We start from the raw sequence: 19561 nt of genomic DNA on the forward strand, positions 1-19561 counted from the left end.
AATACGCTTAAAGGATATTGGGCTCAATATCTAAAGTGACACCAAACTTTTCTTGCACTGAGTCTTGGATCGTTTTGGCGAGTGACAAAATATCTGCTGCAGTGGCATTGCCATGATTGACGATGACTAATGCTTGTTTTTCGTAAACGCCTACTTCGCCTACGCGCTGCCCTTTAAAGCCGCATTGATCAATTAACCAACCTGCAGCGAGCTTACACTGGCCGTCAGCATCGGGATATGAAACGACATTTGGGAATTTTTGAAGCAGTTGCTCGTATTGATCTTCGCCAAGTACCGGGTTCTGAAAAAAGCTACCAGCATTACCAATAACTTTTGGATCAGGTAATTTTTTAGTCCGAATTTGGCAAACCGCATCAAAGATTTCTTGAGCGCTTGGCTTGGAATTACTTATTTCGGAAAAGAAATTGGCGAGATCGGCATAGTGCACTCTAGCCTGCCATGCTTTGGGAAGCTTAAAGATTACCTTGATGACGATAAAGCGATTGGGGTTGCGTTTAAAGAAGCTATCGCGATAAGCAAACTGACAGTCTTCATTGCTAAACGTAATAAATGTATTGGTTTTGCTGTCGAAGACTTCAACGCCATCAATGTATTGGGTGATCTCAACACCATAAGCACCAATATTCTGAATTGGGGCGGCGCCAACCGTTCCCGGAATCAAGGCTAAATTTTCTAAGCCTAATAATTGCTTGTGAAGAGTCCAAGCGACTAAGTCATGCCAATTGACCCCAGCCCCTACGGCAAGATAGGTATTGCCTTCATCTTCACGGATCACTTCTTGACCCATGATATTCATCAGCAAGGTGGCGCCATCTAGATTTGGAGGCAGAATCACATTGCTACCCCCTCCTAAAACACGCCAAGACCAATGTTTCTCGTTGATCTCTTTAAATAAAGCGGGCAGCTGTGCTGGATCACTAATCTCAAATGCGCGTTCGGCATTTACCTCCAAGCCGAAGGTATTTCTGGATTTGAGCCCGAGATTCGGAGTCAATTTGGGTGGAAGGGGCGCATTTTTTGCACAGTTCATGCCACAATCTTATTCGTCTTCGGATTTCCGGGAGAATTTTCTGGAAAATCCCAATAGTGCGTTAAATATTGCCTTATTCAGTAAAGATGTCATACAAAAATACAAGGAGTAGTTATGCCCTCATTTGACGTGGTTTGCGAACCCGATATGGTTGAGCTTAAAAATGCGATTGAGCAATCGAATAAAGAAATTAGCAATCGTTTTGACTTCAAAGGTTCTGATAGCCGAGTAGAGCAAAAAGACGAAACGCTGATTTTGTTTGGCGATGACGATTTCAAATTAGGTCAAGTACGTGATGTGCTCTTTGGCAAGATGGCTAAACGCAACGTTGATGTCCGTTATTTAAAGGATGACAAAAAAGAAACGATTGGTAGCGACAAGCGCAAGCAAACCATGAAGATTCAAAAAGGCATTACTTCAGACTTGTCTAAAAAAGTCGTGCGCATTATTAAAGATAGCAAGATCAAAGTACAAGCCAGCATCCAAGGTGATGCAGTGCGTGTTACTGGTGGGAAGCGTGATGACTTGCAAGAAGTGATGACGCTGTTACGTAAGGAAATTACCGAAGCACCTTTGGGTTTTAATAACTTCCGTGACTAAAAAAGTATCAGCAGTAGGTACTAGCTTAAAGGCTGTACCTACTGACATTGCGCCGGCTAGCCAAGAGGCTATTGAGCGCTTTTGTGATGCTTGCTGGCTTGAGGATGGCCTTGCACAAAATAGCCTGACGGCCTACCGACGTGATCTCCTGCTGTTAGCGCAATGGCTCTACAAACAATCTAGCGCTGATTTATATGGTGTTAGTGAAAAAGATTTAACCGCCTACTTTGCTTATCGCCGCGCTGATAAGGCGACGACCGCCAATCGACGGCTTACGGTATTCAAGCGTTTTTATCGCCATGCGTTGCGTATCAATTTAGTCAAATCAGATCCTTGCATCGGATTGCGTGCTGCTAAACAAGCCATGCGTTTTCCCAAGACCTTAAGCGAAGAGCAAGTGACTGCATTACTAGGTGCTCCTGATATTGACACGCCTCTGGGTTTACGTGATCGCACCATGCTTGAATTAATGTATGCCAGTGGCTTACGCGTTTCCGAAATTGTTTCTTTAAAAACCGTTGCCCTGGGGATGAATGAAGGCGTAGTTCGAGTGGTCAACGGCAAAGGCGGTAAAGAGCGTTTAGTGCCGTTTGGCGGCGAGGCAGGGCAATGGCTTCGACGTTACTTAGCAGAGGCCAGAGCAACGCTGCTAGAGGGCAAAACAACGGATGCTGTCTTTGTCGGGCGCCATACGGGCACAGGATTGACGCGACAGGCCTTTTGGGCGCTGATTAAGCGCTATGCCACCATTGCCAATATCCCGGTCGCCTTATCGCCTCATACGCTGCGCCATGCCTTTGCAACACATTTGTTAAACCATGGGGCAGATCTTAGGGTGGTGCAACTCTTATTGGGACATGCCGATATCTCAACTACCCAAATCTATACCCATGTGGCCAGGGAGCGCCTCAAATCGATTCATCAGCAGCACCATCCACGGGGTAGCTAATTTAATGCCCAAGCTCCATCACCGTGAATTTTCCTATTACTGTTTAAGATAGCGCTATGGATCAAAATTTAGCCTTACTGCTCATTCCGATTGCGTATTTGATTGGCTCAGTATCTTTTGCGGTAGTCGTGAGCAAGTGCATGCGTTTACCGGACCCACATTCTTATGGTTCAGGTAATCCTGGCGCAACCAATGTATTACGTACCGGAAATAAATTGGCTGCCGTTCTGACTTTAATTGGCGATGCTTTAAAGGGCTACATTGCGGTGATACTAGCCCGCATTCTTTTGGGTGATGCGTCCTTGTCATCGACCATGGGTTCTTGGGTTTTATGTGGCGTGGTGATTGCTGTGTTCTTGGGCCATTTGTTTCCGATCTTCCATGGCTTTAAAGGCGGCAAAGGCGTTGCCACTGCCTGCGGTATTTTGTTTGGTATTAATTGGATATTAGGCGCTGCTACTTTAAGTACTTGGATTATTATGGCAATTTTTATGCGCTATTCCTCTCTAGCTGCCCTTGCTGCTGCAGTATTTGGCCCCATCTATTTTGTATTTTTGTTTGGCTTTCAGCCCATGGGTGCAGCTCTCTTGGTAGTCTGTTTGTTACTCATTTGGCGTCATCGCAGCAATATTCAAAACCTGATGAATGGCACAGAGTCACGCATTGGTAGTAAAAAGAAAACAGTAGTTGCCAGTGAAAAGGAAAGTACATGACCATTGCTTACTTTTGCATATTAGTTATGGGTTTACTTCCCTATGTGGCTACTGGTATTGCCAAAAAAGGTTGGGAAGGCTACGACAATGGCCTGCCGCGTCAATGGTTAGCTAAACAGACTGGATTTAGGGCGCGTGCTAATGCAGCTCAGGCCAATCTATTTGAATCCTTACCTTTCTTTTTTGCCGCAGTTATTATTGCTTCGATCGAACACGTTCCCCAAGAACGCATTGATCTGTTGGCAGTAGGTTTTGTTTTGGCACGTATTGCCTATTTAGCGTGCTACGTAGCTAATTGGCCTACGACCAGATCGATTGTTTGGTTGATCGGCATTATCTGTGTTGTGAGCTTGCTTTTACAAATTTAAAATTCAGTATTTCTAAAAATATTCATCGAGACTTTCACAATTTATGCCCACTAAAAAAGTTGCAGTCAAAAGAATTACCACTGTAAAAACGCCAGCCAAGAAAGTGGTGCTTCAAAAAAGTGCCTATGCAAACCTTGCTAAAACAACAAAAGCGGACGAAGGTCTGCCTTTATCAACTATTATTCGTCGCCGCATAAAGGCTCAAAATGCGCGCTTTCATGCGAATGACAATATTTCCGCTTTTATTAAACCCGGTGAATTAGAGGGCTTGGTTAATGAGGTGGCTGAAAAAATGCAGGCCGTCTTAGAAAGTTTGGTGATTGATACGCAGAGTGATCACAATACGCGGGATACCAGTCGTCGAGTTGCCAAGATGTATGTTAAGGAAGTGTTTAATGGGCGTTATGTTGAGCAGCCAGCCTTAACCAAGTTCCCCAATGTCAGTCGCTTAAATGAGTTAATGATTATTGGGCCAATTACAGTGCGTAGCGCGTGCTCCCATCATTTATGTCCAATCATGGGCCGTATCTGGATTGGTGTTCTACCAAACAAGAGCTCTGCATTAATTGGTCTGTCTAAGTACTCACGTCTGACAGAGTGGGTCATGTGTCGCCCTCAGATTCAGGAAGAAGCAGTGGTGGAGTTGGCCGATATGCTGGAGAGAAAGATTAAGCCTGTTGGCGTTGCAGTAGTCATGGAAGCTGATCACTTTTGCATGCAATGGCGCGGTGTGAAAGATGGCGACTCCAAAATGATCAATAGTGTGATGCGTGGCGCATTCTTGAAGGATGCCAATCTTCGTCGAGAGTTCTTAGCGCTCATTGAGCGAAAATAGACGGATGAGAAAATCCCTCTTTCTACTTTCGCTAGTGTCTTTGCTGATTGCTGGGTGTACTTTCTTGCCTCAGCCACCAGATGTCGACAAGATCACTAGTCCTAAGGTAGAAAATCCTTTTTTTCAGATTCCACCTGAAAACTTAAAGGATTACCAAGACCGCTCGTGGATCTTGCTTGCTGAATCCTCTACAAAGAACTGGTTTTATGACCCTTACACCTTGAGTGAAGATGAGGATGGCGTCATTACATTTGATGCTTTTATAGCCCCCCGGGAAAAGAATCGTCTCGATAGATTTAATCCCACTATTGTTGGGCCTTACCGCCAAAAATTAGATTGCTTAGGTAATCATCAGTGGTCAGAAATCTTTTATGCCCAGAATCTCCCGCCATCACTAGCATTGAGTCAGGCCAATGATCTAACCAAAGAATATGGCTGGATTAAGATTCGTCCAAAAACAGCGATGGCCTATATCCGCAGCAAAATATGTGGCCGTAAATTTATCGATGAAAAAAATATTAATTATTTCTTGTATCAAGATGGCCAAGTGAAGACGGAAAAAGTACAAAGTACCGATCCGATTATTCAGGCCTCTGATGCCTTAACTCCTGCAGCCCCTAACTTCCCAACATTTTTTGAAGTCATTGATAACGAAGTCTTGATAGTTGATAGTAAGAAGGATATTCGGGAGATGAAAATCGCATCTTTCGTTCTAGATAAAGACTTTCCAAAAAAAGGTGATTTCATTTTTACTGCGAATTGCCAAGGTAATACCTATAGTGTTCAGGTACGAGGGAAGGGAAGTGCGGGAAGTATGATTCGCGGAACCATTGAAGGTAAAGAGTCTTTAGCTGCAGTAGCTTTTAATCGTGCCTGCGGGGATCATGGCTCTTATATGAAAGCTGTCTCTCGATCAAATCGGTAAACCAATGATGCTATCTACTTTCAAACACCTCATTCTATTTTCTGCGTTCGGAATGCTCTTTGCCTGCGCGGGCTTCCCATCTGAAAATATTGATCCCAATAAAAATAATAAAGATGTTTTTCGTAAAGATATTGCGGAGTGCAAGCAGGACTACCCAGAGTCTGGTTCAGGTGTGCACTACAAGCAGTGGGCAAACTGCATGAATCTCAAGGGTTGGAAGTAAGACTCAGTTCAATAGCTGCTTGAGAACAATTCTCAACAAAATAGCTATATAAATCAATCGATTATGAAGCTCATGGTAGAGATTTCTTTCCTCTACTATGATTCGTTCTAGCATTTAGTTTTGATCCTCCCACATTCTTTAATCTTTGGAGTTCACATGAAAAATAGTCGTCGCCAATTTATGATTTTGTCTGCTGCTGGTGCTTGTACATTAGCTTTGAACAGTAAAGTTCAAGCTCAAGCCATGGTTGCAGAAACTGACCCACAAGCTGCTGCTTTGGGTTACAAGGCTGATGCCTCTAAAGTAGATAAAGCAAAGTATGCTAAATACGCTGCTGGTCAACAGTGCAGTAACTGTGCCTTGTATCAAGGTAAGCCTGATTCAGCTGCTGGTGGCTGCTCCTTGTTTGCAGGTAAGCAAGTTGCTGGCAAAGGTTGGTGCTCTGCTTACGCTAAGAAGGCTTAATAGCCCTTTAGCTAAATACAGCATTGAAGAGAAAGCTACCTTAGGGTGGCTTTTTTTTGCCCAAAGAGAACTGAGAAAAACTAATCAAAATAATGATTACTTTTGTGCCGCAATGGATTTGATGCAGTCTTGGATGCCATAGTTGTAGAACTTGCCAGCATTCTCTTTTTTGATTGACTGGGCACATTCCGTTACTGAATTACGTAGATCAATTTTTGCCATGCTGTTTCTCCAATTGCTTGATTAAATATTATAAAAATTAGTTTAGTGCTTCAAAGAATAGCCCAGTTTTGAAATCAATGTGGGTAATAGCCCAATGAAGACTAAGCCCATAGTCAGATAGTAGACGTTAAGTGGGTCAGATAGGATGCCTGTATGGGCAAATAACGGTGTACCAACCAACTGGCTCAGTGATAAGGCGTATCCGATAACAAATAGCCATTTAGTCATAAATCCCTGTCTTAGAGGCGATGCAAAAATAAATAAGGCAATCAGCGCAGGAAAGAGATCGTAGACTTTAAGTCTGGGATTGAGAATAGTCAGTAAAAAATAGAGAAGCAAAGTAAATCTTGCGCTGTTGTGAAGTCCAGAGCGTTTAGCCAGGAAAAGAACAATCAAAATAATGGCGCTAAGGATTGCAAAATGCAGGACAAAAGCACGATAGATCAGAGAACTAGCGCTTAGATAATACTCATAGAAATACATCACAAGGCCATAGCCTAAATCCCGTTTGCCAATCGTTTGACCTTGGACTGCCGATAAGAAGTATTGGAATTCAGCACCGAAATAGAGTGAGCTTAAAAGAAGGATGAGGGCTAATAAAGCACCTGCTAGCAATGTAAGCGACCAGATCGATTTTTGCTGCGCAGTCTTCCAGGTAGAAACTACAGGAATGAGTAGGTAAGCCAACATATAGGGCTTTACTAAACTAAATATGACCACTGTCAAAATCAATACACCAGCAAGCTTACTAGAGTTGCCTTCTAAAGCCTCTTCATGGCGAATGCTTCTGAGCAAAATACCGAGCAGCGTTAAATGAAAAAAGACGGTGACATTTCCGCTGCCGATGGAGATGGTGCCAATGCCGCAATAGGCAAAAGCAAGAAAGCTATAGAGCCACCAAGAGCGGTTGCTACCTAAGCTACTGATAAAGAATAGCAAACTAGCTAAATAGGCACCCATCAAAGCTATACCCAGATAATTGCCAAAGAGCGCCATGAAACGCAGTACTAATGGGTGATAAACAAAAGATAGGTAGCCATTAAGTTCGTATGGATTGCCGCCAGTACTAAATACCCCAACTGCTTTTTCATAAATGCCTAGGTCCCAGAAGATGCCTTGATTCAGAAATTGCAGGGAATATACGATCCATATCACCCCAATGATTACGAGGATCAGCGACATCAACTTTGGAGAGGGCTTATTTGTACTCATTGAGTTAGGGTGAGTGCTGCTATATCAAATGGTTTCAGATGGTTATTATGTCTTTAATACTTAAAATGACGGTAATTGCTACCCATAGATTCGGATATTGAATTGAATTCAAGCAAACAACACAGCTATTTATACCCAATTTTGATTGGGGTAATGGCATTTCTTGTGATTGCTGGACCTAGATTTCTGGATCCCACCAATGTTGCTTGGTTGGTGGGTGGCGATCCCTTACAGCATTACCTTGGCTGGGCTTTTTATCGTAATAGTCCTTGGACTTGGCCAGTTGGCCTAAATCCGCTCTATGGAATGGAATTTAGTAATTCCATCGTCTTCACTGACTCTATTCCGCTATTGGCGATTCCTTTTAAGGCAATCTCCCAGTTCTTGCCATATCCATTTCAGTATTTAGGAATATGGGTCCTCCTCTGTTTTGTATTGCAAGCTTATTTTGCATTTCGATTGATTGGACTCATCACTACTAGTATTGCAATTCAATGTCTGGGCAGTATTTTCTTTTTATTTTCCCCTCCCTTAATTTTCCGTTTAAGCCTTCATGAAAGCTTGATGGGGCACTTCATCATTTTGGCAGCCCTATATTTGAATTTAAAGCCAATAACTGAAAGTACAGAGGCTAAGAAAAAATATTTACATTCACTGGCTTGGATTATCTTGCTATCCATTGCAGTATCTACACATTTTTATTTGGCTGTAATGGTATTAGCTTTATGGTTTGCAGATTTGTGTAATAGAGTTTTTGTTAAAAAAAGCAGCTCATATAAAGAAGCACTTCTTGAGAATGCGCTATTAATTAGTGTTGCTGGATTCATCGCTTGGCAAGCCGGATACTTTGCGATTGAAGGTGCATCTGGCGCTACTCGTGGATTTGGAGATTTTCGTACTAATCTCTTGGCGTTGTTTAATTCTAGGGGCTGGTCGTATTGGTTAAGACCCATTCCACTGCAAGATGTTGTGGAGGCAGCTAATGGTGAAGGCTTTCAATATCTAGGGGCTGGGTCTCTATTACTCTTACTGAGCACAATATTTGCCGTAATCAAGGGCGGATTTAATCTTAGTCATTCACTAGGTAGGGCTTGGAAGAGTTACCCATTTCTGATTAGTACTCTCATAGTTCTAGCGTTAATTAGCTTTAGTAACCATATCGGTTTTGGCCCTTGGAATTTAAGGATGCCTTTACCAGAATTCATCATAGGCTTATTAAGCATCGTACGATCTTCGTCACGTTTATTCTGGCCAATCTATTACACCATTCTTTTAGCTATCTTATATGTACTTATAAGGTCCTATAGCGTAAAGAATGTTCTTATATTGCTCGGAATTGCGGCAACCATTCAAGTTGTAGACACCAGCGCGGGATGGTTGCTAATCAGAGAAAAAGTGTCCCTGAGCACTTCTGATCAATTTAAAACCGCACTTCAAGATCCTTTTTGGAAGAACGCTGGAAAACATTACAAAAATCTCGTTACGACCGGTGGCCAAGAAAACTGGGAACAATTTGGGATTTATGCATCTGAAAACCAGATGGCTAGCAATATTGCCTATCTAGCACGTGCTGATCTTAATAAGACACTTCAATCATTTAGCGCAGTGAATCAACAGCTGCATCAAGGTCCTATAAATAGAGAAACCCTATATGTTTTTCAGGATTGGAAAAACTCCCCTGATCAAATTAAATATGATCCTCAAAAAGACCTTTTAGCCAGAATAGATAGGGTTAATTTGTTGGCTCCGGGATGGAAGGCTTGTACAAGTTGTATTCAAGTTCCTCAAGAGCTTGAGCTGAATCAACTTGCACCTATCTTGAAGCTTGGTCAGGTGGTTGATTTCACTAAATCTGGGAATGGTCGCGCGAATTTTATGTTGGGTGGTTGGGGATTTGCTGAGGATTGGGGTACTTGGGCTATCGATGGACAGGCAAAAGTGATATTGCCGATGCCTGAGGGCGGTCCTTCAAGATTAATTATTAAAGCGAATGCCTTTTTATCGAAAAACCATCCAGAGCAAGTAGTCGATATTGCAATTAACGGTATTCGTTTAGCCGATCAAATGGTTCTCAAGAATGCCAAAGACAATCTAATCGAAGTAAAGCTACCCAAAGGCCTTAAAACACCGGGAGAGCCATTGGTGATTGAATTTCGCTCTCTTGATGCCATCAGCCCTCAGGCAGTAGGATTTGGCCCAGATGAGAGGAAGTTGGGCATCGGCATAGTGGCTATTCAATTTTCTCGCTAGTCTAGCCTTAATTAAGGGGTTAAGAAATGAGCCCGAGCATTAGAATGAGATTTATTTCGATCTAAGAAAATATATCAAATGGGCCTTATTCGATTTCTATTGGCTTACTCCGTTGTCGTGGGGCACTTTACGTTTTTTCCAACTTATAAGTTAGTTGGTACGGACACGGCCGTCGAGGCCTTCTTTGTTTTATCGGGCTTTTATATCGCCATGATTTGGGATACCCAGTACAACTCAGTAAAAGATTTTTGGATTAATCGATTCTTAAGGCTTTATCCAGCCTATTTTGTGATTGCCGCTACTAACTTAGTCATTAACCTCATTGAGCCCGGTGAATTAAAAAATATTTTTACTTTCCCGCCCTTGCTTAGTGCTTACCTCATTTTTACAAATGCCACCATGATCTTGCAAGATTGGGCGATGTTCTTGGGTCTGCAGGATGGACATTTGCATTTTGTTAGTAACTTTAATAGCTCTAATCCGCCTATTTGGCGTTATCTACTAATTCCGCAAGCATGGACTCTTGGCGTTGAAATTAGCCTTTATATTTTGGCGCCTTTGCTCTTTATTAAGAAATTTAAATACATATTTATCGTATTTATCGCCTCTATGCTGATTCGCATTTATTTACTTATGCATGGTAAATATGATGACCCCTGGGGCTACCGTTTTTTCCCAAGTGAGCTAGCTTTATTTATGATGGGCGCTGTAGCATATTGCTTCTACTCGAAGATTAAGTTTGACTCCAATCCTGAGTTATATAACTTACTTGGGAAGTGGCTAACGACGCTACTCATTGGGTTTATCTTTTTCTTCCCCAATATCGTTGCTGGCTATGAGTTTAAAAAGGGACTCTTTTATCTCTTATTGGCTACTGTAACCCCCTTCATCTTTTATTACTCCAAATCCAATAAGTGGGATCGCTTTATTGGAGAACTTTCTTATCCTATGTATTTAGTTTGGGCCTTGCGAATTGATATTGTTGGCCCAATTGTTAAATTCTTCAATTTGACTAGTGAAAGCGCCATTGGTGTGGTTTCCTACGGCTACATCATTCTGATGTCTATCTTGATTCATCTGTATGTCGAAAGACCATTTGAAAAGATTAGGTCGCGCTTTAGGGCTAAAAATAAGCAAGTTGCTTAATGGGGTACTTGCTAGCGCGTCGAGGATAATGCTTTTATGAGCGAGTTATCTCAACCCTCTAAGGCAAGCCTGACTAATCTAATACCCATTGCTATGGGTATTGCTGCCTTTTTTGCAGTAGTCGGTCTAAGCATTCTCAATCCTCGTAATGTCAGCTGGCTCTTGGCTGATTTTGATATGACCCTAGAATATTTGGGGTGGGCTTTTTACCGCTATGGTCCTTGGACCTTTCCAATTGGCCTCAACCCCAATTTTGGATTGGATATTAGCTCCTCCATTATTTATTCCAACTCTATGCCATTGTTTGCAATGGTCTTTAAGCCATTCTCTGCATTGTTGGGCGAGCCATTTCAGTTTTGGGGTATTTGGATTCTGCTTTGTTTTGTATTGCAGGCGTGGATGGCTTGGTTGCTCATGGGACTTATCACCAAAGAACTTTGGATAAAGATACTTGCAACGGGATTGCTACTATTTTCACCACCAATGTTTTCGCAGATTGGATTTCATAATTCAACGATTGGGCATTTTCCAATATTGGCTGCGATCTATTTGATATTGAGGCCTACTCAAAATAAAAGAGTGCTGTGGTGGTCAATCTTGTTGCCATGCACTTTGATGATTCACCCCTATACCTTTGCCATGTTGGCGGCGCTATGGTTAGCGGATCTACTGGATAAATTAATCATCCAGAAAAAGCTCAGTATTTTGCAAGTGCTATTAGAGATGGTCTGCGCATTTTCAACAACCATCTTTATCGCCTGGCAGGCTGGCTACTTCATGAATGTGAGCCCAGGAGAAACGGGCTTTGGTACATATCGCATGAACCTGTTGGCACTCTTTGATCCAAGTGGATTTGATGCAGCTAACTGGTCATTCCTATATAACTTGCCATGGGTAAGGGCTAATAACAACTACGAGGGCTTTGTCTATTTAGGGCTGGGCCTCATTGCAGTGCTATTAATTTCATTACCAATGATGGCAAAGCACCGTGAAAAGTTTGCTCAGTTATTACGTGGGCATGTATTTATTTTCTTGTGCTTGATTTGTTTGATGCTATTTTCACTTTCAAACAATATTGGTATTGGCCCTTGGACTTTTACTGTTCCGCTGACACCTAAACTATTGTCAATTGCCAGCATTCTGCGAGCTTCTGCTCGAATATTTTGGCCAGTCTTTTATGTTGTCGCATTTGCAGGAATTTATTTCTTAATTAAGGGCTATTCTAAGAAAATTGCTACAGCAGTTTTAGGCATTGCCTTGGCAATTCAAATCATCGATACCAGTGGTGCCTGGTTAGAGATTAAAAATAAGATTAGCCATCCTGGTGCCCAGCCAGCTTCATCCCTTTCCGATCCCTTCTGGACTGATGCTGCTAAGTATTACAAGAAAGTAGTACGAGTGCCCGTCTGGAATGAGCAGGCCATATGGGAAAAGTTTGCTAATTACGCAGCTCAAAACCAGTTAGGTACTAATTCAGTATTTATGGGTAGGGTTGATCAACAAAAGATTGAGCGCTCAAATCAAAAATTAAAAGAAATGTTGGCGCAAGGAAAGTTTGAGCTAGATACACTCTATATTGTCGAAGATAATTATGTGCCTCAATTTATAAAGGCTATGAATCCCCAAGCGGATTTATTAGCCCGCTTTAATGAGATTAATGTCTTTGCCCCTGGATGGAAGACTTGCCAGGGTTGTCTAAAAATTAATGAAGCAGCGCAAATCAACCCATCAATCCAAAATGAGCGCCTGACCCGTCTTGGTGAGCGTATTGATTTATCTCGTTTTGGTAAATACGCTAAGGTCTATTTAGGCGGTGGCTGGTCTGTGCCAGAGAATTGGGGTGTATGGTCACTAGACAAAAATGCATCCATCACTTTGCCTTTGCCTGCACAGATACCTAAAAAGCTCATTATTGATGCTCAGGCATTTATTGGTGGATCGCAAAACGCTCAAGATGTCGAGATTTGGATTAATGGAGCTCCTCAAGCTAAGGCGACTCTAGTTAAGCGATTTGGGAATGAGATTGAGGTGCCGTTGCCTGCTTCAGTACTCAATCCCGAGAAATTAAAAGTAGACTTTGTATTTCCGACGGCTATTTCGCCTAAGGCCTTAGGCATTGGTATCGATGAACGTCCTTTAGCAATTGGCCTAGAGGCTGTAACTTATGAATAATATGGGTGATATGAATCAATCCCATCGTTCACCTTGGAGTATTTTGATCCCAATTTGCTTGGGTTTCTGTGCGTGCTTGATGGTGGTTGGCTTTAAGGCATTAAACCCATCAGTCTTAGATTTAGCACAGGGCGTAGACCCCTTTAAAGATTATGTAGGCTGGATGTTCTTTCGTAATAGCCCTTGGACTTTCCCAATTGGATTAAATCCCACATATGGCCTAGATTTCAGTAGTTCGATTGTATTTTCTGATTCTATTCCGTTGATGGCCTTTGTATTTAAGGCTATCCGTTTTGCCTTACCTGAAACATTCCAGTATTTAGGAGTTTGGACGCTCATTTGTTTTGTATTACAGGCCTACTTTGTATGGCTAGTCATCGGTTTAATGACGCAAAACAAATGGCTGCAATTTTTTGCATGTGCAATTTTAGTATTTGCACCACCAATGCTTTGGCGCGTGAATCAGCACACTGCATTAGTAGCACACTTCATGATCTTGGCTACATTCTATTTAATCTTTTCGCCAGAGCGGATGTCAAAGATATGGAATAAAGGCGTCCTTTGGGGGCTTTTACTTAGCGCTGCCGTATTGACCCATTTTTCTTTATTTGTCATGGTTGCCGCGCTTTGGGTAGCAAATTTAGTAGACCAAATTGTATTTTCAAAAGCCAGCCGACTAAGAAGCTTAAAAGATGGCACTCTACAGATCTTTTTCATTGGGCCCTTGATTATCTTTTTCATGTGGCAGGCAGGTTACTTTGCTGTGAGCTCAGCCTCAGGTTCATTAGGAGGCTATGGCTTTTTCCGTATGAACCTACTATCGCCCTTTGATCCCAAGGGATGGTCCTACATCATGCGTAATCTTCCATTACCCAGTGATTACGGTGAAGGCTACATGTATTTCGGCTTGGGTCTTTTGCTACTCTGGCCATTTGCCATTTATCAGTTCATCAGAAACAGAGATATACGAAAGCTATTTCAGAAGACAATTTTTCAACATAGTTTTTTAATAATTACTTTGGTATTTTTGGCGCTATTCGCTATTAGTAATCACATTGCGATTGGCCGTAAAGAGTTTGGATTTGGAATATCAGATTCCGTATATACCATCGCTAGTATTTTTAGGGCTTCAGGACGTTTCTTCTGGCCCATGTTCTACGCATTAAATTTAGCTTGCATCTTGATTATCCTGAAAGCGTATTCCAAGCGCGCTGCTTTCATCTTGCTGGGCATGGCATGCTTCTTGCAGGTTATGGATACTAGTGCTGGCTGGCGAATGATGCATCAAAAAATTTCCGATCCTGCAAAAAATATTCCACATGAGCTCAATCTAAAGAATCCATTCTGGACTCAAGCTGCTCAGCAATATGAACAGGTTCAGTTAGTGCCTCCACAGGATAAGGCTGCGGGATGGGATCAAATTGCCTTATATGCTGCTAAACATCATTTGTCGACTAATGCGGTGTTCTTTGCAAGGGCTGATATTGGCAAGCTATCTAAAGCACAAGAAAACTTTATGAATAGCCTATATGGGTCTAACTGGAATCCGAAGAGCTTATATGTATTGCAACCCGATGTAGTGCTACCCACCTATTTTCATTCAAATCCCGAATCTGATTTATTGGTTGGTTTTGATGGCTTTGCCATCTTGGCTCCCAATTGGAAGAACTGCAAAGAATGTCCTGTCATCCAAGAAAATCTGCGTGATGAACTTAATCAACTCACAAAGCAAATCGTAGTAAATAAGCCTTTTGGTTTTGGCAAAGGGCAATTGGGTAATCGTTTTTTAATTGGTGTTGGCGGCAGCTGGGCCTGGCCGGAAGACTGGGGCGTATGGAGTAATGGCGATCAGACAAAGATGATTCTGCCGGTTCCGCAAGGCGCCCTACCAAAGCAGCTTAAATTAACTGTAAGGGCCTTTGTGAGTCCATTACATCCTAAGCAGGATATTGAGGTCTTTATAGATCAGATGCCACCCCAATCTATTTCCTTAACTAATTCAGATACCAATACTTGGTTGATTAATCTACCGCCCAATATCGATAAGCGGAAATATCTAGAGTTACAGTTTCGCTTTAAGAATCCTGCTAGCCCTAAAGATGTAGGCGGAGTTCCTGGCGATGATCGTAAGCTTGGAATGGGTCTGATTGCTGCACAGTTCCAATAAGATCTTTATCTAAATATGGCAGTTCTAATGCCAATACCGAGTTTTCGATGATCGGGTCGATCTTCAATGAGGTCAACTGGTCTTGCTAGATTATGCATTTCAAATTCAATGGATAGATATCTAGATTTTTTCATCTCTGGGGTAAAAATAATGTCTAGCTCATTGTCGTAAACATGAGTTAAGAATAGTTTTTTGTAAAAGACCCCATTTACCTTGACATCAATTTCCTGAACCAAGTGCTTACCTTTTACAACAAAGGTATCAAATTGCAGATTGAGTGATTTGGGTGAAAGTTGTGGCCAAGTAAAGTTAAGAGTTGCATTTTTGCTATCTGACCAAGTACCCCAATCTTCAGACCAAGACCAGCCACTCCGAAAGTAATAACTTCTATTGGGTGATGAGTTAGCAAAAGAAATCACTTCGCCGAGTTTTGAAGCATAGCGGTCCCGACTCAGTATTAGTTTTGGGTCTATTGGAGGGCAATTGCTACAGTCATTCCATTTGGGAGCGATTACATTAAAAGTATCTATTTTGGCTATCGCTGTATTGTCAGAGGCTGTTGCTAAGGCAGCAATGACAAAGCGGTTTTCTACTACATATAGCGTGCCTTGATCAAAGGCGCCAGTATCAATCTGCTGATTTAATTTGGCGTTGCTCGCTTCTTGCTTGGCGAGATCAACCCGCGCCATATGAGCGGCATTCGTTCTCATATGATGGGTCACTGCATAGATGGAGAAATTTTCCCAATTAGGGGGCCTATTTACTGAAGGAACTATCGTCAGGTCGCTGTAATACTTTCCTGCAGAATTCCAAAACGAATTGCTAAGATTATGAGTGTGCTCTTCAGCAGAATGGCGAGTAGCCAATTGCTTACGATTTTCCAACCAACCTTTACTGGTATCACTGGCCTGTAAAATAAAACAAACGGTAATAATTCCCAGGGCCACTTTGTGAGAAAACGTTCTCACTATTGCCACAAAGAACGTAATGATTAAAAGGTAATGAATGGGCCAAAATATTCTTGCAGAAGATCGAAGGGTATCTGCCACCTTCAATAGCCAGGCAGGTAAGGGGTAAGTAAAACTAAAGTCACCTAACCCAACTCGATTGCTGATGGCAAAAAACGTCAAGAAAATGATGAGCACGCCAAGAAAGCGATGATTTCTGAAAAATGCTTTAAGTGCAGGCATATTTCCGGCTGAGGTTTTGAATAATGCAATGAGAGCAAATAGCCCGGCAATAATCGCTCCTAGCCCAAGGTATGCAAATCCCTCTCCCCATGAGGACGGATTTGTTCTGCTTTCAAGTATGTATGACCAACCTTGAGAATCAATTAGCCCCAGGACATTCATTCCATAAAAACCATAACCTCGCTCACTGTTGAGAGAGGCGGAGATTGCAAAATATCCCGCTTGCCATGCAAGTAGTAAGGTAATGATTAATGCTAGAAGAATTTCCTTTAAGGCATTTTTAGCGCTGATATCACGCTGAATAAAGTGGTGATTAGCCAAATCAGCTAGCCATAGCAAACTGACGATGGCAAAGAGATAAAAATGGGTCATGACCGCTGTAGACAGCAATAACACCCAAAGAAGAGTGCGTTTATTTTGAGTGGGTCTGAGAATTAAATAGAGTGCCCAAAGAACAAGAAATTGACCCACAAGAGCAGAATGACCACCAGCAGGTGTATTGATGCGCCAAAGCATTGGTGGAAAGAAAACAAATAAACCGCATCCTAGAAGTTTGAGCATCTTGCTATTGGAGTAAAGCCCCAATATCTTCCATGCAAGCCAAGCTTGTAATAGAAAGCTAGCAAAGATCCAGATACCAAAGTAGTGAAAGCGATCTGGCAATAAAGGGCCGATAGCTTTAAGGGGGATAGCTAGCAGCGGGATTGAATCGGAGTAGACAATTGAGCTACTCAAGTCTTGGCCAAAGAGCGGACTTAAGCCTACTGGGAAAGTCCATGGCCCATTACGAAAAAAAAGCCAACCTAGATAATGCTGGGTAGGATCCAGACGACCCAATATCCAGTCAGCATTATTGGGATTTAGCGGGGCAAATCCAACCACCATAAAAAAAGCAGCAGCCCCAAGTAATAAGGCGTACAAAAATGAGCAATCTCTTTTTTGTAAATTCATAACAGTAATTTAATCAATAAATCAATTTGGGGTATCAAACCATCGCTTGATAGGTAGAGACTGTTTTTTGAGCGTTCGCTTCCCAAGAAAAGAGTTGAGAGCGTTCTAGTCCTGCAGCTTTCAATTGTTCAGCCAAATCAGAGTCCTGAATGAGAGCTTCAAGCGCCGCAGTAATCTCTTGGGAGTTTTGTGGATCAACGACAATGGCTGCGTTTCCAGCAACCTCTGGCATAGAAGTGCAATTGGAGGTAATCACTGGTAATTCGGAGGCAAAGGCCTCAGTAATGGGCAGGCCAAAACCCTCATACAGACTCACAAAGGTGAGGGCCATAGCACTTTGTAATAAGCAATACTTTTGATCTTCTGAAATGTAATTAAGCCATTTAGCTCGACCTTCAGCTACGGCCTGATTAATTGCATCTAAGATCTTGCCATCATCCCAAGCAAGTTTTCCAGCGATAACCAAAGGGTAGTCACGGGCTAGCGAGCCGGGAAGTTTGGCATGTGCCTCTAATAGGCGAACTAAGTTCTTGCGGGGCTGAATGGAGCCCAGAAACAAAAAGAATGGTCTTGTAATGCCAAGAGCATTTAATGTTGCTTGTTTGTCTGCATCGGAAACTTTTTGAAAGTAGCGCTTATCTATCCCCAGTGGAATTACTTCAATTTGATTTTCGGAAAATCCAAGATGCTTGGTAATTTCTGTTTTAGAAAATTCAGAAATCGTAATAATGCGATCGGCACGCTGGGTGAGTTTTTTCCAAAGAAATGACTTGAAGTAACGCGATTGGGATTTCAGAAATTGTGGATGACTTAAGGGAATGACATCCATAACCGTTGCAAGTAAAGGCTTATTTGTAATCGGTATAAATTGGTCAGTTGAATGTATTAGATCCGCGCCCTTGAAAAATGCTTCTGGACGTATATGGCTTAGCTCACCTAGGGCATGACTTGAGTAGCTCGGCAACAGAGTAGCACCACAGTTACTTTGTTCTTGCCCAAAAGAATAAGGAGCAATCGTTGGGGCAGAAGGGGTTTGTTGGTATTGCTTCAAAAGCGCTTGGCAGTATTGGCCTATACCATCAATTCCATCTTGCTTTGGGTTATTTAAACCTCGATCAAGGAGGGTGGCTCCAAATGCAACTTTCACACAGAAGCCTTAGGCGGAAGAGCTCGAAGAAGCATCAAGCATTTGTTTAAATGTATTTTCTAATGCAGGTATTTGCAGTGATAATCCATTGCCAGCAAGCAACTGCTTTAGCTTTTCTGGGCTACCAACCATGCGATGCACTTCACTAGCGCGTACAAAGTCCGGATTGACGCGAATTTCAATGGCGTGACCCGTTATCTTTTTAAGGGTATCTACGACAAACTGCAATGAGCGAGCTTGTCCAGAGCAGACGTTGTAGATTTCATTTGCTTTACCAAGTTCAAGTAATTTTAGATAAGCATCGCAAATCATATTTACGTCGTTGAATTCGCGTTCGATATTCAGATTTCCAAGTTCAATAAAAGATTTGCGCTTGGCAAAATGATCAACCAATTTGGGAATCAGGAAGTTTCCTTTTTGACCAGGACCTGTGTAATTAAATGGCCTGGCAATCACAATCGGTAAGCGATTGAAAAAAGTTTTAGCCATATCTTCCATGGCGACTTTGCTAATTGCGTAGTGATCAATTGGCGTTAAGGGCTGATCTTCAACAGACAAATGATTGGGGCTATTGCCATAAACCGTGGCGCTACTAGCTAATAAAATTTTCTTTGGTGCGGTTTGTAATTTTGTGAGGGCTTGTAATAGATTGCTAGTGCCTAGAGCATGCACTCGATAAAAGGCCTCATGATCCTTAGAGGCAACAAAACTAATTCCAGCAAGATGCGCTACATAGTCAGGGGAGATTTGTGCAATTTCTTGGTTTAACGCCTTTTCATCATTTAGGTTGGATTCAAGCGCAATAACCTTGATTCCTTGCTTCTGTGCCATCTCGGTAATATGAATTCCCGTAAAACCACGAGCACCTGTTACCAAGAGCGTTGGTGAGGAAGATGGGGTAGTGGAAGCCGAAAACGTCAAAATGAGAGGGTCTTAATTTGGTCTAAAGCCAAGAAGCTTAGATAAAGGGTTAAT

General features: G+C 42.2%; 18 protein-coding genes. 12 read left to right on the forward strand and 6 right to left on the reverse strand.

The annotated features are described in order from the left end of the window. Window positions 1-7: 7 nt before the first annotated feature. Window positions 8-1051: a UDP-N-acetylmuramate dehydrogenase gene (murB, locus tag ICN38_RS02905; RefSeq protein WP_216254847.1), complete on the reverse strand. Its 1044-nt coding sequence runs from the start codon at window positions 1049-1051 to the stop codon at window positions 8-10. 114 nt (window positions 1052-1165) lie between these two features. On the opposite strand from murB, the gene ICN38_RS02910 reads away from it, so the two are divergent. The 8 genes from ICN38_RS02910 to ICN38_RS02945 all read left to right on the forward strand — a co-directional run bounded on the left by ICN38_RS02910 (window position 1166) and on the right by ICN38_RS02945 (window position 6129). Further along, window positions 1166-1651: a YajQ family cyclic di-GMP-binding protein gene (locus ICN38_RS02910; protein WP_216254851.1), complete on the forward strand. Its 486-nt coding sequence runs from the start codon at window positions 1166-1168 to the stop codon at window positions 1649-1651. Beyond that, window positions 1644-2600 carry a site-specific tyrosine recombinase XerD gene (xerD, locus tag ICN38_RS02915; protein WP_370624354.1) on the forward strand — a complete coding sequence of 319 codons (957 nt, stop codon included), beginning with the start codon at window positions 1644-1646 and terminating at the stop codon, window positions 2598-2600. The genes ICN38_RS02910 and xerD overlap by 8 nt, the downstream gene beginning before the upstream one ends. 56 nt (window positions 2601-2656) lie before the next feature. Then, window positions 2657-3313 (forward strand): glycerol-3-phosphate 1-O-acyltransferase PlsY, encoded by a 657-nt coding sequence (gene plsY, locus ICN38_RS02920; RefSeq protein WP_216254854.1) that lies wholly within the window; start codon window positions 2657-2659, stop codon window positions 3311-3313. Then, a complete protein-coding gene (locus ICN38_RS02925) occupies window positions 3310-3681 on the forward strand; it encodes an MAPEG family protein (RefSeq protein WP_216254857.1) in 372 nt (123 codons plus the stop codon). The genes plsY and ICN38_RS02925 overlap by 4 nt, the downstream gene beginning before the upstream one ends. Before the next feature lie 43 nt (window positions 3682-3724). Then, complete coding sequence (gene folE / locus ICN38_RS02930) at window positions 3725-4516, forward strand: GTP cyclohydrolase I (RefSeq protein ID WP_216254861.1); 792 nt, start codon at window positions 3725-3727, stop codon at window positions 4514-4516. A 4-nt stretch (window positions 4517-4520) separates the two neighbouring features. Continuing rightward, window positions 4521-5441: a hypothetical protein gene (locus ICN38_RS02935; protein WP_216254864.1), complete on the forward strand. Its 921-nt coding sequence runs from the start codon at window positions 4521-4523 to the stop codon at window positions 5439-5441. A gap of 4 nt (window positions 5442-5445) precedes the next feature. Beyond that, the gene (locus tag ICN38_RS02940; protein WP_216254866.1) at window positions 5446-5664 is read left to right on the forward strand and encodes a hypothetical protein; all 219 of its coding nucleotides are present in this window, start codon (window positions 5446-5448) and stop codon (window positions 5662-5664) included. Window positions 5665-5820: 156 nt separating this feature from the next. Continuing rightward, complete coding sequence (locus ICN38_RS02945; protein WP_216254869.1) at window positions 5821-6129, forward strand: high-potential iron-sulfur protein; 309 nt, start codon at window positions 5821-5823, stop codon at window positions 6127-6129. Window positions 6130-6225: 96 nt separating this feature from the next. Here ICN38_RS02945 and ICN38_RS11525 read toward each other — a convergent pair whose 3' ends face one another. Both ICN38_RS11525 and ICN38_RS02950 read right to left on the reverse strand, forming a co-directional pair. After that, entirely contained in the window at window positions 6226-6351 is a 126-nt protein-coding gene (locus tag ICN38_RS11525) for a hypothetical protein (protein WP_255562680.1), read from the reverse strand. Between the two features lie 42 nt (window positions 6352-6393). Next, window positions 6394-7563: a hypothetical protein gene (locus ICN38_RS02950; RefSeq protein WP_216254871.1), complete on the reverse strand. Its 1170-nt coding sequence runs from the start codon at window positions 7561-7563 to the stop codon at window positions 6394-6396. A gap of 141 nt (window positions 7564-7704) precedes the next feature. Here ICN38_RS02950 and ICN38_RS02955 point away from each other — a divergent pair, with 141 nt between their 5' ends. From ICN38_RS02955 to ICN38_RS02970, 4 genes are all read left to right on the forward strand, one after another. Then, window positions 7705-9813, forward strand: coding sequence for a DUF6311 domain-containing protein (locus ICN38_RS02955; protein ID WP_255562698.1), 2109 nt, complete (start codon window positions 7705-7707; stop codon window positions 9811-9813). Between the two features lie 78 nt (window positions 9814-9891). Continuing rightward, window positions 9892-10959, forward strand: coding sequence for an acyltransferase (locus tag ICN38_RS02960; protein WP_216254877.1), 1068 nt, complete (start codon window positions 9892-9894; stop codon window positions 10957-10959). 36 nt (window positions 10960-10995) lie between these two features. Further along, the gene (locus ICN38_RS02965; RefSeq protein WP_216254880.1) at window positions 10996-13131 is read left to right on the forward strand and encodes a DUF6311 domain-containing protein; all 2136 of its coding nucleotides are present in this window, start codon (window positions 10996-10998) and stop codon (window positions 13129-13131) included. Further along, entirely contained in the window at window positions 13124-15298 is a 2175-nt protein-coding gene (locus ICN38_RS02970; protein WP_216254886.1) for a DUF6311 domain-containing protein, read from the forward strand. Before ICN38_RS02965 ends, ICN38_RS02970 begins: the two co-directional genes overlap by 8 nt. Window positions 15299-15303: 5 nt before the next feature. Here ICN38_RS02970 and ICN38_RS02975 read toward each other — a convergent pair whose 3' ends face one another. The 3 genes from ICN38_RS02975 to ICN38_RS02985 are packed head-to-tail and all read right to left on the reverse strand — an operon-like array spanning window position 15304 to window position 19507. Further along, entirely contained in the window at window positions 15304-17439 is a 2136-nt protein-coding gene (locus ICN38_RS02975) for a DUF6311 domain-containing protein (protein WP_216254890.1), read from the reverse strand. A gap of 34 nt (window positions 17440-17473) precedes the next feature. After that, a complete protein-coding gene (locus ICN38_RS02980) occupies window positions 17474-18586 on the reverse strand; it encodes a glycosyltransferase family 1 protein (protein WP_216254892.1) in 1113 nt (370 codons plus the stop codon). A 9-nt stretch (window positions 18587-18595) separates the two neighbouring features. After that, window positions 18596-19507, reverse strand: a complete 912-nt coding sequence (locus tag ICN38_RS02985) for an NAD(P)-dependent oxidoreductase (RefSeq protein ID WP_216254895.1) — start codon at window positions 19505-19507, stop codon at window positions 18596-18598. Window positions 19508-19561 lie beyond the last annotated feature (54 nt).

Origin of the sequence: Polynucleobacter sp. AP-Melu-500A-A1 (genome assembly GCF_018882125.1) — a bacterium.
GTDB lineage: Bacteria > Pseudomonadota > Gammaproteobacteria > Burkholderiales > Burkholderiaceae > Polynucleobacter.